The sequence below is a fragment of the Shewanella gelidimarina genome (genome assembly GCF_023283945.1).
GTDB lineage: Bacteria > Pseudomonadota > Gammaproteobacteria > Enterobacterales > Shewanellaceae > Shewanella > Shewanella gelidimarina.
In genome coordinates, this window is the sequence record NZ_JAKIKW010000030.1 from 1 (window position 1) to 15456 (window position 15456).

Sequence of the window (15456 nt, forward strand, 5' to 3'; positions counted from 1 at the left end):
TTACATTGTCAGACTCGCTGCTTTATTCAGAGTCTTAGGGTCATCTGGTGATACAGATGGTTCACTCTTATCGGGGTGAACAGCGCTTCATACGACCTCAGGTCGCACGGACAGAAATGAGTAGCGCAGTGCTTATAAATGTAAATGTGATGAAATGGGTGTTCGTTCATTTGTCCACCCGCTAGAGATTGAAATTATAGCCTCATTATTTCAGATATTGATAATATCCTCACTACCATCTTTTATTAGGGGCTAAATTGATATGCCAGAGAGCACGGGGGACTTATTGAGGTTATATAGGCTTAATACTAAAAAACGACCCGGAGGTCGTTTAATTGTTAAGCCTATTTTTTGAAGGTTATTGCTTGTATCCTTCAAGGAACTCACCAACTTCACCTAGGGCCTTTGTAAGCTCATCTTTGTAGGGTAAAAAGACGACCCTCAGATGGTCAGGCTCTGGCCAGTTGAACGCTGTGCCTTGCACTAAGAGTATTTTCTTCTCTTTTAAAAGGTCGAGTACTAGGCGTTCGTCATCCCGTAAATTGAACTTCTTCTGATCCAACTTGGCAAAGGCATATAACGCACCTTTTGGCTTAACCACGCTGACGCCAGGGATTTGATTGAGCATTTCTACACACGCATCTCGCTGGACACACAAACGTCCACCTGGCTGCACTAACTCTTGAATACTCTGATATCCGCCTAAAGCCGTCTGGATAGCATGTTGATTAGGTACGTTGGCGCAAAGGCGCATTGAGGCGAGCATATCTAAGCCCTCAATATAGCTTTTAGCCGATTTCAAGTTGCCGGTAAGCATCATCCAACCGACTCGAAAACCTGCGGCGCGATAAACTTTAGAAAGGCCATTAAAGGTCACCGTCAGGATGTCATCCGATAAACTCGCAGCGGGTATATGCACGGCCTCGTCATACAAAATTTTGTCATAGATCTCATCGCTAAATAAAATCATATCATGTAGTCGACACAACTCGATGACTTCAAGAATAAGTTCTTTTGAATAAACCGCGCCAGTAGGGTTATTGGGGTTGATAAGCACAATGCCACGCGTACGTGGGGTGATTTTGCTTTTTATATCGTCAATATCAGGAAACCAGCCGGACTCTTCATCACAACGATAATGCTGCGCTTTACCACCTGACAGATGCACGGCGGCGGTCCAAAGCGGATAATCGGGTGAGGGAACAAGTACCTCGTCATCACTATTGAGCAGCCCCTGCATTGCCATTACGATAAGTTCTGACACTCCATTACCGATATAGATATCTTCAATGTCGACGCCAAGGATCCCTTGAGATTGATAATGTTGAACAATCGCTTTTCGTGCCGAAAATAGCCCTTTAGACTCGCAGTAGCCTTGCGCACTAGGCAAGTTTAAAATCACATCGCGGACGATTTCTTCGGGTGCTTCAAATCCAAAAGGCGCTGGATTGCCGATATTGAGTTTTAAGATCCTATGACCTTCGTCCTCTAATCTTCTCGCTTCTTTATGGACTGGACCACGAATGTCGTAGCAAACAGAGTCCAATTTGGTGGATTTGATAATTGGGCGCATCTAAACCTCGAAAATGCTTTAAAAATGAGTCTATTGTAGTAAAGACGTAAGTTGAGTGAACAATAGCTAAAATGATTAGACAAAGATAGCCTTAAATCCTAGCTTAAATAGTGTGATCTACCGTGAGTGCCGTGCTTTAGAATACTATTAAGCATCATGCACTGCCATGAATTGCAATTATGGTGTAAGTCTCTTCTTTGTGCGTGGTTGACTGGGTTATTCGCTAGTTGATCAACATCAATAAAAGATCAATTGATTCGTTCGCGGGTCAGTGAGGCGTGGAGAACATATCTAAGAAGTGTATTAATTGGTTTTCTGATGTTGATTTTGTGAGATCAAAAGTAATAAAAAAGCCAACCTGAAGGCTGGCTTTCTCAGAGACACGAATTGAGATTAAACGCGTTTCTTAAATTCGTTAGTGCGAGTATCGATTTCGATCATATCGCCAGTTTTAACGAAATCAGCAACACTCAGAGTGCTTCCACCTGCGATAGTTGCAGGCTTCATTACTTTACCTGAAGTGTCACCACGAGCTGAAGGCTCTGTATAGGTAACTTCACGACTAACAGTAATAGGCAGCTCTACAGAGATAGCTTTCTCTTCATAGAAAGTAACCTGACAAATATCTTCCATACCGTCAACGATATAAGCTGCTGCATCACCTAAGTTTTCTGCTTCTACGTCATACTGGTTATATTCAGCATCCATAAACACATACATAGGATCGGCAAAGTATGAATAAGTACAGTCAAGACGTTCAAGAATGATGTCATCTAACTTATCTTCACCTTTGAACGTTGTTTCAGTCGTCGAATCAAGCAAAACGCTCTTAAGCTTTAATTTTACGATAGCAGCGTTACGGCCAGATCGAGTTGTTTCAGTCTTAAGTACAACCCATGGGCTGCCATCTAACATGATCACGTTACCAGGACGGATTTCATGAGCAGTTTTCATTACACTATTTCCTATTTTTGGTTTTTTCTATTTCAACGCAGTATCTTAGCTATTTTTGACGAATTGAACTAGTCGAGAAGCAAGATCTGCGTCATTTAATATGTAAATTGGCCATTGTTGTGCGTGAAGTGACATCTCTGGCTGGATTAAATCTAGGTTTTGCCACTCTTGAACGGCAGTGTCAGCTTGCTCTTTATTAAAAGCGATATTGAGTGAACGGTAGATCTTGCTCGCTTGTGGGCTGAGATTATCACAATAGCTATCCATAAAGGCGGCTAATTTTACCAGATGGTAATCATCCTCTTGAGGATAAATGTGCCAAATAAATGGTTTTCCTGCCCATTGTGCTCGTAAAAAGGAGTCTTCACCGCGAACAATATTCACGTCACAGCTCCACAACAGTTGATCGTAACCTTGCTGATCTGTCATGGGCAAAATATGAATAGTAAGATTGCCGTGCACCACTTGTTGGCCTACGTTAAGGTCATTGATAGCACAAGGTAGCAGTGATTGTAGACTGTTTAAACTTCGTCCTTTGGGGATCAACGCATGTATTCGGTTATCTGACTGCATCCATAACTGGCATAAACGAAGTAGGGCAGAGGTTTCATAGCTGAATACACTGATCACCGTGTCGTTATCGTCAATATTCTTGAGGCCAAGCTTGCTGAACAACTGGCGTCGACAGTCCGAATTCGACTGCCATACATTCCGCTGATCTAAAGTGTCCTTTTCACAAATCAAACCACCGGTGTTACGCGTAAATCCAGGAAAGTAAAAGTGCTTTTTGAGGCCGTTATTTTGCATAGACGGTAGGCCATGACAACCTTCGACCCAAGCTTCAGCACTTAAGTACTCTAAGTTTAACCATACAGGCGCTTTAGAGGCGCTGGTATCTTCCTTATGGGCTGCATGCTGGGCATGCATCGCTTGTACCACTGCGTTAGGCAGATTACAGGCGAATGCTTCGATGACAACATCTGCAGCGTTATAGTTTACCGGGAGAGGCTCAGACCAGAGGTTGATGCGTACACCATCATGTTTTTGGCTGTTAAGGCTGGGATCTAACGGTGGCAAAATGTGTGAAAAACTGTTTAAGTCATCGACCCATAAGGTGATATTGATTTGATATTCATTTGTCAGTTGCTTAGCGAGTCGCCAAGTGACCCCTATGTCACCATAGTTGTCGACAACACAGCAAAATATATCCCACTGAGTTGTCGTTTTTACGGCCTTTAATGCGCAATGAGTCAATGTTTCGCTACCTTGGTGAGTTAAACGGCTGACATTTTTCTTTAAATACGAAAAAACGGCATAAATGCCGTTTTTTTGTTGCTAGAGATGAATAAACTTAAGCGTTTATTAATCTGCTAGTTCAGCTAAACACATCTCTTCATAGATCTGTTTAACCCAAGCATCTACTCGCTCTTCGGTAAGTTCAGGTTGACGGTCTTCATCAATGCCTAAACCAACAAAGTGCTTAGCATCCGCTAAGCCTTTCGAGGCTTCAAAGTCGTAGCTTTCAGTTGGCCAATGACCAATGACGATACCACCACGTCCTTCGACGATTTCGTTAACCATGCCCATGGCATCGAGAAAATACTCAGCGTAATCCTCTTGGTCACCGCAACCGAAAATAGCGACTAACTTATCTTCAAAGTTTACTTGCTCAAGTTCTGGGAAAAAATCGTCCCAGTCACATTGTGCTTCACCGTAATACCAAGTTGGGATCCCGAAAAGAAGCAGATCATACTCTGCTATCTGTTCTTTGGTACTTTTGGCGATATCTTTCACCTCAACCATTTTTTTACCCAGTTTTTTCTGGATCATTTTGGCGACGGCTTCGGTGTTGCCTGTATCAGACCCGAAAAAAAGACCTACTGTAGCCATTGTTGTTCCTTTATGTCTAGTTCACTTTAAAGTATGCGTGCTGTAAAAGCGCTCAATTACTGACTTGCTTTTGCAGTATTAATTCAATTAACTGACTGCGGCTAATATTACTGGCCATTGCCTGTTCATTCAAGGCGTCATACAGATCTTGTGACACCTTTAGCTCTATTCGCTTTAAACCGTTAGCTCGGTCACGTTGGATCTGGTTTCTTTTATTAATTTTTAGCTGCTGGTCCCGCGGCAATGGATTGCTACGAGGACGACCACGTCGTTGTTCTGTTGCGAACAGATCAATGGTGGTTCTGTCTGATGTTTCTTTTGCCATTGAGTCCAATTTAACCGATGCCTGAACCTTCCCAGGTCATCTGTATAATCCCTTTTGCGATAAACCCGGCACAGCCGAGAAATAAAACTAACCAAACGATACGTCGACCAAACAGAGGCACTTTGCCCTGTTTAAGTACATCGTGAATGGCCATACCAATAAAGAAGAAAATGGCTGCAAAGAACAAGTTTAGGCCTAACGCCTCAATCTGCTCCATATGTTGCATTAACATCTACCATTCCTTCTGGCCAAAAAAAAGTGGCGGGAATATACCATATAAGTGGTAAAGCAGCTAGACGATTTACATCTTATTGGCAGTAAATTTTTATCAATTACTCATGAGGAAATCTTTTACTATACGGTTAAAAATGCTAGTTTTTTGAGCATGTAACCAATGCCCCGTACCCTCAATTGTTTTTGCTTTTACAGTCGGGAATTGCTCAATTATAGCGCTTCTATGAGCGGATGTGACGTAGTCAGAGTCGCCGCCACGTATTAATAGACATGGACCCGTAAACTGTGTTGTGAATGTTGGCCAGCCAATGATGTCGTTATAGCTTTGTTTTAACCCTGCTAAATTCATCTTCCATTCAAAGCCATGCTCACTGCGTTTAAGTGACTTAAGTAAGAACTGTGCAGTGCCTTCATCGATATCAAGGCTACGCATATGGGTTAGCGCATCACGTCTATTATTAATCTCAGTTAATGGCATGGTTTCAAGTGCGTTAAATACCTTGTCATGACGGCTGGTATAAGCCACCGGGGCAATATCAGCAATAACGAGTTTACTAACGCATTGCGGATAGAGAAGGGCGGTTGCCATCGCTATTTTACCGCCCATGGAGTGTCCTACGAGTATGGCATCGCTTATGTTGAGCACGCTTAATAGCTGTTTTACGTCGTCAGCTAACGTTTGATAGGTCATTGAAGAGACATGTTCACTATTGCCATGGTTGGCGACATCGACTCGAACGACGGTAAAGCTATCTTCTAACGTTTTTCCGAGTGCTTTTAGATTATCAAGATCGCCAAATAGCCCATGAATAAGAATAACAGCAGGTCCGCTGCCATTGGTCGTATAGTGCATTTTATGCCCGCCTAAAAGATCGAATTGTGCGAGATTGTGCCTGTATCCCATTTAGAATCCAAGTCAGGTCATAAAATTGTCACCTCTTTGGCGCATTATTAACCGCTTAGTAGGCTAACAAGCCGCTCTTTCTTATTTGGATCGCAGTTTTCAATTATTGGTGCTTTATCAAGGCTCTAAACCTCGTTACACTGAGGGGATAATTTGGGGCCGTAATGCGCTCATGACCAGTACAAATAACACCGATCCCAGTTTTCTACGTAAGGAAGATAACCGTTATGAAATATATCGAGGTTGATGAAGAGCTTTACCGCCACATTGCCAGTAAAACTGAACATATTGGTGAAAGTGCTTCTGATATTTTACGACGAATATTAGGGCTGCGTGTTGATGCCGTGATTCCAGCTCAACCTCAACCTGAAACGATTAGCCACCCAAGTTTAGAACGTGACGACAAGGTTGTAGAAGTCACCAGTAAACCCATCGTAGTTGAAAGTAATCTTATTGGTGACTTTATTGGTTTAATCGATGCAGAGCTATTAGCGGCGCAAAAAGGCGCTGTTGGACGATTCCTGTTTATTTTGGACACTGTGTATCAGACATCAAAAAGCCAGTTTGAACAAGTTCTGCTGATCCAAGGGCGTGACAGATTGTACTTTGCAACGTCAAAGGACGCGTTATTAAAAGCCAGCAAGTCAGCTAATCCGAAAGAGATTGGTAACAGTGGCTTTTGGGTTACAACCAATAATAACACCGCTAAGAAACGCACTATTTTATCTGAAGTGCTGACACAGTTTGGAACAGATGATGCACAAGTTGTCGCTATCATCGATAAAGTATAATAGACATCTACGTTAACTAAAGGAGCTAGTTTTTGGCCATACATGAAAGAGCGGGACAGATTGCTGAACAAAAGGATTTGGTCAATATATCTAAACTGGTAAGTTTGTATTATCGGTTAAGCCCTAGTGCCAAAGAGGTGGCGCAACAGGTTACTTTTGGCACTTCAGGCCATCGTGGCAGTGCCATTAAGCGTAGTTTTAATGAAGCCCATCTATTAGCGATTTCTCAGGCTGTGGTTGATTACCGTATCGAGGCGGGGATCACGGGCAAGCTTATATTGGGCATTGATACACATGCGTTATCACAACCTGCTGCCATTTCTGTTATTGAAGTTTTAGTCGCAAATAAAGTGACTGTCGCTATTCACGAAAATGACGGTTTCACGCCTACGCCGGTGGTATCGCACGCTATTGTCTGTGCCAATAGACAGCAAGGTAATAGTACAGCTCATCTGGTCGATGGTCTTATCGTCACACCTTCACATAATCCACCTCAAGACGGTGGTATAAAATACAACCCACCTCATGGTGGCCCAGCAGAAGGTGAGATCACGAATTGGATTCAAAATAGATCGAATCAGTATTTAGCGAATGACTTAGTTGGCGTTAAGCGGATTGATTATGCCCAAGCGTTGCTAACGGAGTATGTCAGTGCTGAAGACTTCATTACGCCGTATGTAAACGATCTTGCCAATGTCATCAATATGTCGGCGATAGCGGATGCTAAACTGCATTTAGGCATAGATCCTCTTGGTGGTTCAGGGATCCATTACTGGCAGCCAATAGCAGACAAATATGGCTTAGACATTACGATTGTAAACAACAAGGTCGATCCAAGCTTTAGTTTCATGCCTTTGGATAAAGATGGCAAGATCAGAATGGACTGTTCATCTCCATTTGCGATGGCAGGTTTACTTCAACATAAAGATCAATATGATCTTTGTTTTGGCAATGATCCCGACTTTGATCGACACGGCATTGTATGTCCAGGCAGCGGTTTAATGAACCCGAATCATTTTCTTGCTGTGGCAATTGATTACCTAGTGACTCATCGTCCTAATTGGACTGACAAGATGGTGATAGGTAAAACATTAGTCTCAAGCGCTATGATTGATAAAGTCTGTGCCATGCATGATAAACAGATGTCTGAAGTTCCCGTCGGCTTTAAATGGTTTGTTGAGGGTCTTGCCAACAGTTCGTTTGCCTTTGGTGGGGAAGAAAGCGCTGGAGCTGCATTTTTACGACTGGATGGCAGCACTTGGTGTACCGACAAAGATGGCTTTATCTTGTGTTTATTGGCGGCGGAGATATTAGCCGTTACGGGCAAAACACCGCAGCAACGTTATCTTGAATTGGAACGCGAGTTTGGTCAGAGCTTTTATCAGAGAATTGACAGTCCTATTAGCTTGGATAATAAAGCTAAGTTCGCCAAAATTACTGTCGCTTCAATCTTAGCGACAACGCTAGCTAACGATACTATTACCCAAAAACTGACACATGCTCCAGGTAATGGGGCCTCGATAGGGGGCATTAAAGTGGTCACCGACAATGGCTGGTTTGCGGCTCGTCCATCGGGTACAGAAGCATTATTTAAGCTTTACGGCGAGAGTTTTGTCAGCCAAGAGCATTTACAATTATTGCTTAAAGATGCTGCCGTTATTGTTGAACAAGCATTAGCGAGCTAAATGTATACGGGTAATAATAAAGAGGGCGCTGTTATGGCGTCTTTTTTATATCTGCGGCTTCAAGACTTTGGCTTCAAGAGCCTGGTTTCTGCGACTGAGGTGATAGAAGAACCATTAGCGTTAAACTTGCCACTTCCCTTTTTATTCCTAATGAATGACCGATACCCAATGTTATGAGTATAACTTGCATCTAGAAGCTAATGTGACAACTGGGTAGGTTGTTCTTAGCCAAGTAATCTTGGTGATAAATTTCAGCCTCATGGAACTGCTGCGTAGGGACAATTTCAGTCACTATTTTTTTATCTCCCCACTTGCTACTTTTTATCAGTGCAAGCTTTGCCTTTTCTGCTTGGTTTCTTTGCTGGGTATTATGGAAAAATACGCAGCTTCTATACTGGTTGCCTTTGTCTTCGCCCTGTTGATTTAGCGTGGTCGGATTATGATTTTGCCAAAATATATCTAACAATGTTTCATAACACACTTTGCTAGGGTCAAACTCAATCTGGACGACTTCAGCATGGCCTGTATTACCTGCTTTAACGTCAATATAAGAGGAGTACTGGTCATTGCCACCCATGTAGCCACACGTACAGTCGGTTACGCCGTCAACTTGCTTAAAAAAATACTCAACACCCCAAAAACAACCTGCACCGAATGTAGCATAAGCCATGATGACTCCTTAATATGTATTAGCCGTTTGGATGGCTAGATGTCCCCATTGTGTTTTATCTTTTCAACCAATGCAAGCACAATTTAATCTAGCTGATTACTTGTTGCACTAAGCCGGTAAAATCGTTGCCTTATTAGTCTCTGATTCATGCTAATATTCCATGCGATATCAGCAAAGGGGATAGGTTTGGTAAGGCATACGAGCTATCACTGAGCGAACTGACAAGTATTAAATAAGGAGTTGTTTGTGTTTCACGAATTGAAGCAGTCCAAGGATTTTCTCACGTTAACCTTAGCGCATCCACAATATCTTCCAGAGCCTTTTGAATTTGACTTAGGTGAGCACACTCACGTACAAGTTTGGGATACTGGCGTTATTGTGTTTGAACCGATACTAACTAAACACAGTAAGGATATTGTGTTGTCCTGTGCAGTTCACGGCAATGAAACGGCGCCCATTGAGCTCTGTAATGGACTCATTACGCAAATTCTGGCTGAAGAGTTAAAGCTGAAACAGCGGGTGATGTTTTTAATCGGTAATCCTGCAGCAATCCACAATGGCACACGCTTTATCGATGAGAATCTAAACCGGTTGTTTAATGGTGCGCATTCACGTGGCGATGGCCTTTGTAACCCAGAGCGGGTCAGAGCGCACAAACTAGAACAATATGTTGATAGATTCTACGCCTCTCAATCAGGTCAAAGACAACGTATTCATTACGATCTACATACGGCCATTCGTGGGTCAAAACATGAAAAGTTTGCCATCTATCCTTACCGTCCTGGCCGTAAGTACAGTCGAGAGCAGATCATGTTCCTCGAGTCTTGCGGTATTAATACCATTTTATTCCATCATGAACCGACAACAACCTTCAGTTACTTTTCGTCTGAGAACTATCGAGCCGATGCCTTTACCATTGAATTAGGCAAAGTATTCCCGATGGGGCAAAATGACATGACTCGATTTATCGCCATGAAGGAGATGTTGACACTATTGATGACGGGACGAGATTTACAACTGCCAGCATTTGATCTTAAGCGGTTAAACCTTTACCAAGTGTGTCGTTCTGTTAATAAGCACTTTGACGATTTTGAATTTAACTTCACTAACGATGTAGAAAACTTTACTGCATTTCCAAGAGGTTACACCTTAGCAAAAGAAGGTGGTCAGGCGGTTAAAATAGAACATGAGTTTGAATCGATTGTTTTTCCGAATGCAAAAGTGCCGGTCGGCCAACGAACCGTATTGATGTTAAAGACGGCGGATGATAGTAATTTGGACTAAATTCATACTGAATAACTGTGCATGTAAACCAATATATACATGCACAGAGGCGCTTAGTTGTCTTTTGAGTGATGGGAAGTATTGAGTGTTAGTTTACGTTAACGTAATGTTCTTCCCGCGTATTAGAATAGATAGATGCTTCTTTCGACATTTGGAAGCATCATAAATAACAAGAGCACATTATGAGCAACGCAACAACAAATGCTGAGACTGTCCATCGTGTAAGTTTTTTAGATAAAAACTCCATCGCGATCCCTATCCTTAAAGTATTGCAAGCCGATGGCACCGCCTATGAAGGCGCGGTATTACCCGTTATAGACGAAGCGTTGGCTAAAAAAGTCCACGATACATGTGTGTTCACCCGCGTATTAGACGAGCGTATGCTGGGAGCACAGCGTCAAGGGCGCATCAGTTTTTACATGACTTGCACCGGTGAAGAGGCTTCTATCATCGGCAGTACCGCGGCACTCGATGATGGCGATGTTATTTTAGCCCAGTACCGTGAACATGCTGCTTTGCGTTACCGTGGATTTACCACTGAACAATTTATGAACCAAATGTTCAGCAACGAGAAAGATTTAGGTAAAGGCCGTCAGATGCCAATCCATTATGGCAGCCAAGCATTAAACTACCAGACCATATCATCGCCGCTTGCGACCCAAATCCCACAAGCTACAGGCGTTGCTTATAGCTTGAAAATGCAAAAGAAGCGTAACATTGCTATTTGTTACTTCGGAGAAGGCGCTGCATCAGAAGGTGACTTTCATGCAGGCCTCAACATGGCCGCAGTGCTTAGTTCGCCAGTGATCTTCTTCTGCCGTAATAATGGTTATGCTATTTCGACGCCGACGGAAGAACAGTTTGCCGGTAATGGTATTGCCAGCCGAGGACCTGGCTATGGCATGCATACTATCCGTGTTGATGGTAATGACATGTTGGCAGTATTAGCCGCGACGCAGCAAGCTCGCGCATACGCACTAGACAATAATGCTCCAGTGTTAATTGAAGCGATGACATATCGTCTCGGTGCTCACTCTTCATCAGATGACCCATCAGGTTATCGCTCAAAAGATGAAGAAGCCAAATGGCAGCAACATGATCCAGTTAAACGATTTAAATTATGGATGATTAACAAAGGCTGGCTAAACGAAAAACAAGATGCCGATCTTTATGTTAAATATCGTGAAGAAGTGCTAGCTGAACTTAAAGTAGCAGAGAAGATCCCGTTACCGCATTTGGATGACCTTATCCAAGATGTGTATGACAAGCCAACGCCAATATTAGAAAAACAATTGGCCGAGTTAAAGACACATATCAAGAAGTATCCAGAAGCCTATCCAAAAAGCGCAGGGAGAATATAAGCTGTGGCAGAGATGAATATGTTGCAAGCCATTAACGAAGCCCTGAGCTCGGAAATGGAAGCTGATCAAAAAATGATGGTATTTGGTGAAGACGTTGGTCATTTTGGCGGCGTTTTTCGAGCGACTTCGGGCCTGCAAGAAAAATTTGGCCGTGACCGCTGTTTTAATACACCGTTAACAGAGCAGGGTATCGCTGGCTTTGCCAATGGACTCGCCTCTAATGGGATGACGGCTGTAGCTGAAATCCAATTCGCCGATTATATCTTTCCAGCGATAGATCAAATCGTCAACGAAAGCGCTAAATTCCGTTACCGCAGTGGTAATGAGTTTGACGTAGGCGGTCTAACGTTTAGAACGCCTTATGGCGGCGGTATTGCGGGGGGTCACTATCACTCACAGTCACCAGAAGCCTATTTTACTCAAACACCGGGTCTTAAAGTGGTTATCCCGCGTAATCCAGAGCAAGCTAAAGGCTTGTTGATTGCGTCAATCCGTGACAAAAACCCAGTTATCTTCTTTGAACCAAAGCGTCTTTACCGTGCATCAGTAGGCGAAGTGAGAGACGGTGACTTTGTTATCGAGCTGGGTAAAGCAGAAGTTATCCGCCAAGGGACTGACATTACATTGTTAGGCTGGGGCGCTCAGATGGAAATTCTTGAAAATGCAGCTGACATGGCGGCAAAGAAAGGCATTTCATGTGAGATCATCGATCTGCGGACGTTGTCTCCTTGGGATGTCGACACTGTTGCTGCATCGGTAAAGAAAACCGGTAGATTACTGATCAACCACGAAGCGCCATTAACGGGTGGTTTTGCCGGTGAAATAGCAGCAACGATACAAGAAGAGTGCTTCTTATACCTAGAATCACCGATTACGCGTGTTTGTGGTTTGGATACACCTTATCCATTAATCCATGAAAAAGAATATATGCCTGATGCATTGAAAACATTTGAAGCCATTAAAGCGTCAGTCAAATTTTAGGAGCCCGCCATGATTAAAGAGTTTATCCTGCCGGATATCGGTGAAGGCGTTGTTGAATGCGAGCTAGTTGAATGGTTAGTGCAAGAGGGCGATGTTGTCACTGAAGATCAGCCAATAGCCGATGTGATGACGGACAAAGCATTAGTGCAAATTCCTGCGCCATACGCTGGCACTATTGCTAAATTGTATTATGCCAAAGGCGAAATTGCCAAAGTACATGCGCCTTTATATGCTGTTGATATCGCCGAGGAAGGCGGATCTCAATCTGCGCCACTTGCAGCGACCAACGTTGAAGCTGTTAACAATACAGAGAGTCAAAGTGACATAGGCACAGCGAATGTGACTATCGAAGAGTTTTTGCTCCCAGATATTGGCGAAGGTATTGTGGAGTGTGAACTGGTTGAATGGCTGGTGAGTGAAGGCGATATCGTGGTTGAAGATCAACCCATTGCTGATGTAATGACAGACAAAGCCCTGGTTCAAATTCCGGCAATGAAAAACGGTAAAATAACAAAGTTACATTACCGAAAAGGGCAACTGGCTCGGGTACATGCTCCGTTATTTGCTATAGAAGTTGCCTCTGAAACGCCTACGGTAGCAACCGCTGTCAATACCGCAGTCGAGCAAGCAACTAACACTGTAGTGGCCGAAAGTGTCGAACCTGCTCCACAGGGTAAAGCATTAGCTAGCCCAGCGGTACGCCGTATGGCTCGGACGTTAGACATTGATATCTCCAAAGTGAAGGGCACGGGTAAAAATGGCCGTGTGTTTAAGGAAGATATTGAGCGTCATCAATCTCCAATAGCGTCGTCAAACAACCAAGCAAACACGGTGACAACGTCGACTGCCAGCCCTAATGTAAGTCAAAGTGTGGCTGCTGGTGATCGTATCGAACCTATTAAAGGTGTTCGTGCGGTGATGGCGAGAATGATGACTGAATCAGTGTCTACCATTCCACACTTTACCTATTGTGAAGAGTTTGACCTCACCGCATTAGTTGCACTGCGCGAAAGCATGAAGAAGAAATATTCAACTGATGAGCTTAAGCTCACCATGATGCCTTTCTTCATGAAGTCGATGTCTTTAGCACTAGCGCAGTTCCCTGATATGAACAGCCGCGTCAATGCCGATTGCACCGAGCAAACATTGTTATCAAGTCATAACATCGGGATGGCTGTTGATTCTAAAGTGGGCTTGCTGGTTCCAAATGTTAAAGATGTGCAAGATAAGTCTATTTTGGAAATTGCTGCTGAAATCACCCGTTTAACGACGGCTTCACGCAGTGGTCGAGTGTCTCCCGCCGATCTTAAAGGTGGCAGTATCACTATCTCAAATATCGGTGCATTGGGCGGGACTGTTGCAACGCCTATCATCAATAAACCTGAAGTGGCGATTGTGGCACTGGGTAAATTACAAGTATTACCAAGATTCAATGCTGCGGGCGAAGTCGAGGCGCGTAAGATCATGCAGGTGAGCTGGTCTGGTGATCACAGAGTCATCGACGGTGGTACGATTGCACGTTTTTGTAACCTGTGGAAACTCTATCTTGAGCAACCACAAGAGATGTTACTCGCAATGCAGTAAACATTTCGGTGATAGCTCAATAGATAAAGAGGTGCTTAATAAAGCACCTTTTTTTATTCCCTTTACGGTAAAGAGTTTTAAATTGGTTAAAAATTCCGTATAATTCCGCGAATCAGTTACTGTCCTTTGGTTGTAGTATGAGCGCGTTCACCCCCAGTATCAAAAGTATTGAGTATCCATTCCCCGCGAAGCCTTTACCTTTATCTGACATAGAAAAGGAACAATCTAAAGAGCGCATTAAACACCTACTTAAAGAGCGTAACGCCGTTCTTGTTGCTCACTATTATACTGACCCAGAAATTCAAGCATTGGCCGAAGAAACCGGCGGATGTGTTTCAGACTCACTAGAGATGGCACGATTTGGTCGTGATCACCCGGCAAAAACACTGATTGTTGCTGGGGTAAAGTTTATGGGGGAAACCTCTAAAATCCTCAGTCCTGAAAAAACGGTACTCATGCCGACACTTGATGCCACTTGCTCGCTTGATATCGGTTGTCCGGTTGAAGCATTCACTGAATTTTGCGATGCACACCCCGATCATACCGTCGTTGTTTATGCCAATACATCTGCAGCAGTCAAGGCACGTGCTGATTGGGTTGTCACTTCAAGCATTGCATTAGAAATTGTCGAGCATTTAGACAGCCAAGATAAGAAAATCATTTGGGGACCGGATCGTCATCTAGGCAGTTACATTGCTAAAGAGACTGGGGCCGATATGCTGATGTGGCAAGGCGAGTGTATTGTTCACGATGAGTTTAAAGCAAAAGCGTTAATAGAATTAAAGAAACTCCATCCAAATGCTGCAGTATTGGTTCACCCTGAATCGCCAGCCAGTGTGGTTGAACTTGCTGATGTAGTAGGCTCAACAAGCCAGCTGATTAAAGCAGCTCATACAATGGATAACGATATGTTTATTGTTGCCACTGACAGAGGTATTTTTTATAAAATGCAGCAAGCTGCACCGAATAAAATATTAGTCGAAGCCCCTACCGGTGGTAATGGAGGCACGTGTAAAAGTTGTGCCCATTGTCCTTGGATGGCAATGAATGGTTTAAAAGCCATTGAAAGTGCACTTGAGAGTGCAGGACAGCAGCATGAGATTTTCGTTGATGAAACATTGAGACTCGATGCACTAAAACCTCTCAATAGAATGTTAGATTTTGCTAAAACCTTGAATATGAATGTTAAAGGTAATGCTTAATAAAACGTTGATGGCCAT

Annotated in this window: 15 protein-coding genes; 7 read left to right on the forward strand and 8 right to left on the reverse strand. The window is 43.3% G+C overall.

Annotation, left to right across the window (positions count from 1 at the left end):
- Positions 1-358 precede the first annotated feature (358 nt).
- From L2729_RS19350 to L2729_RS19380, 7 genes are all read right to left on the reverse strand, one after another.
- Positions 359-1573, reverse strand: coding sequence for a pyridoxal phosphate-dependent aminotransferase (locus L2729_RS19350; protein ID WP_101091634.1), 1215 nt, complete (start codon positions 1571-1573; stop codon positions 359-361).
- A 393-nt stretch (positions 1574-1966) separates the two neighbouring features.
- The gene (gene efp / locus L2729_RS19355) at positions 1967-2527 is read right to left on the reverse strand and encodes an elongation factor P (RefSeq protein ID WP_101091635.1); all 561 of its coding nucleotides are present in this window, start codon (positions 2525-2527) and stop codon (positions 1967-1969) included.
- Positions 2528-2572: 45 nt separating this feature from the next.
- Positions 2573-3781 (reverse strand): elongation factor P maturation arginine rhamnosyltransferase EarP, encoded by a 1209-nt coding sequence (gene earP, locus L2729_RS19360; RefSeq protein WP_248989736.1) that lies wholly within the window; start codon positions 3779-3781, stop codon positions 2573-2575.
- A 108-nt stretch (positions 3782-3889) separates the two neighbouring features.
- Complete coding sequence (gene fldA, locus L2729_RS19365; protein WP_248989737.1) at positions 3890-4417, reverse strand: flavodoxin FldA; 528 nt, start codon at positions 4415-4417, stop codon at positions 3890-3892.
- Between the two features lie 52 nt (positions 4418-4469).
- Complete coding sequence (gene ybfE, locus L2729_RS19370; RefSeq protein ID WP_101091638.1) at positions 4470-4742, reverse strand: LexA regulated protein; 273 nt, start codon at positions 4740-4742, stop codon at positions 4470-4472.
- 10 nt (positions 4743-4752) lie between these two features.
- A complete protein-coding gene (locus tag L2729_RS19375) occupies positions 4753-4974 on the reverse strand; it encodes a DUF2788 domain-containing protein (RefSeq protein ID WP_101091639.1) in 222 nt (73 codons plus the stop codon).
- 96 nt (positions 4975-5070) lie between these two features.
- Complete coding sequence (locus tag L2729_RS19380) at positions 5071-5829, reverse strand: alpha/beta fold hydrolase (RefSeq protein WP_248989770.1); 759 nt, start codon at positions 5827-5829, stop codon at positions 5071-5073.
- Between the two features lie 278 nt (positions 5830-6107).
- Here L2729_RS19380 and seqA point away from each other — a divergent pair, with 278 nt between their 5' ends.
- Together seqA and pgm are read left to right on the forward strand one after the other, a co-directional pair.
- Positions 6108-6671, forward strand: coding sequence for a replication initiation negative regulator SeqA (gene seqA, locus L2729_RS19385; RefSeq protein ID WP_248989738.1), 564 nt, complete (start codon positions 6108-6110; stop codon positions 6669-6671).
- A gap of 32 nt (positions 6672-6703) precedes the next feature.
- The gene (gene pgm, locus L2729_RS19390; protein ID WP_248989739.1) at positions 6704-8356 is read left to right on the forward strand and encodes a phosphoglucomutase (alpha-D-glucose-1,6-bisphosphate-dependent); all 1653 of its coding nucleotides are present in this window, start codon (positions 6704-6706) and stop codon (positions 8354-8356) included.
- Between the two features lie 190 nt (positions 8357-8546).
- On the opposite strand, the gene msrA is transcribed toward pgm, so the two are convergent.
- Positions 8547-9026: a peptide-methionine (S)-S-oxide reductase MsrA gene (gene msrA / locus L2729_RS19395; protein WP_248989740.1), complete on the reverse strand. Its 480-nt coding sequence runs from the start codon at positions 9024-9026 to the stop codon at positions 8547-8549.
- A gap of 246 nt (positions 9027-9272) precedes the next feature.
- Here msrA and astE point away from each other — a divergent pair, with 246 nt between their 5' ends.
- From astE to nadA, 5 genes are all read left to right on the forward strand, one after another.
- Positions 9273-10310: a succinylglutamate desuccinylase gene (gene astE / locus L2729_RS19400; protein ID WP_248989741.1), complete on the forward strand. Its 1038-nt coding sequence runs from the start codon at positions 9273-9275 to the stop codon at positions 10308-10310.
- A 182-nt stretch (positions 10311-10492) separates the two neighbouring features.
- Positions 10493-11671, forward strand: a complete 1179-nt coding sequence (locus L2729_RS19405; RefSeq protein ID WP_101091645.1) for a thiamine pyrophosphate-dependent dehydrogenase E1 component subunit alpha — start codon at positions 10493-10495, stop codon at positions 11669-11671.
- Positions 11672-11674: 3 nt separating this feature from the next.
- Complete coding sequence (locus tag L2729_RS19410; RefSeq protein WP_248989742.1) at positions 11675-12652, forward strand: alpha-ketoacid dehydrogenase subunit beta; 978 nt, start codon at positions 11675-11677, stop codon at positions 12650-12652.
- 9 nt (positions 12653-12661) lie between these two features.
- Positions 12662-14236 carry a dihydrolipoyllysine-residue acetyltransferase gene (locus L2729_RS19415; protein ID WP_248989743.1) on the forward strand — a complete coding sequence of 525 codons (1575 nt, stop codon included), beginning with the start codon at positions 12662-12664 and terminating at the stop codon, positions 14234-14236.
- Positions 14237-14373: 137 nt separating this feature from the next.
- On the forward strand, positions 14374-15438 hold the full coding sequence (gene nadA, locus L2729_RS19420; protein ID WP_248989744.1) for a quinolinate synthase NadA: 1065 nt from the start codon (positions 14374-14376) through the stop codon (positions 15436-15438).
- Positions 15439-15456: the final 18 nt, after the last annotated feature.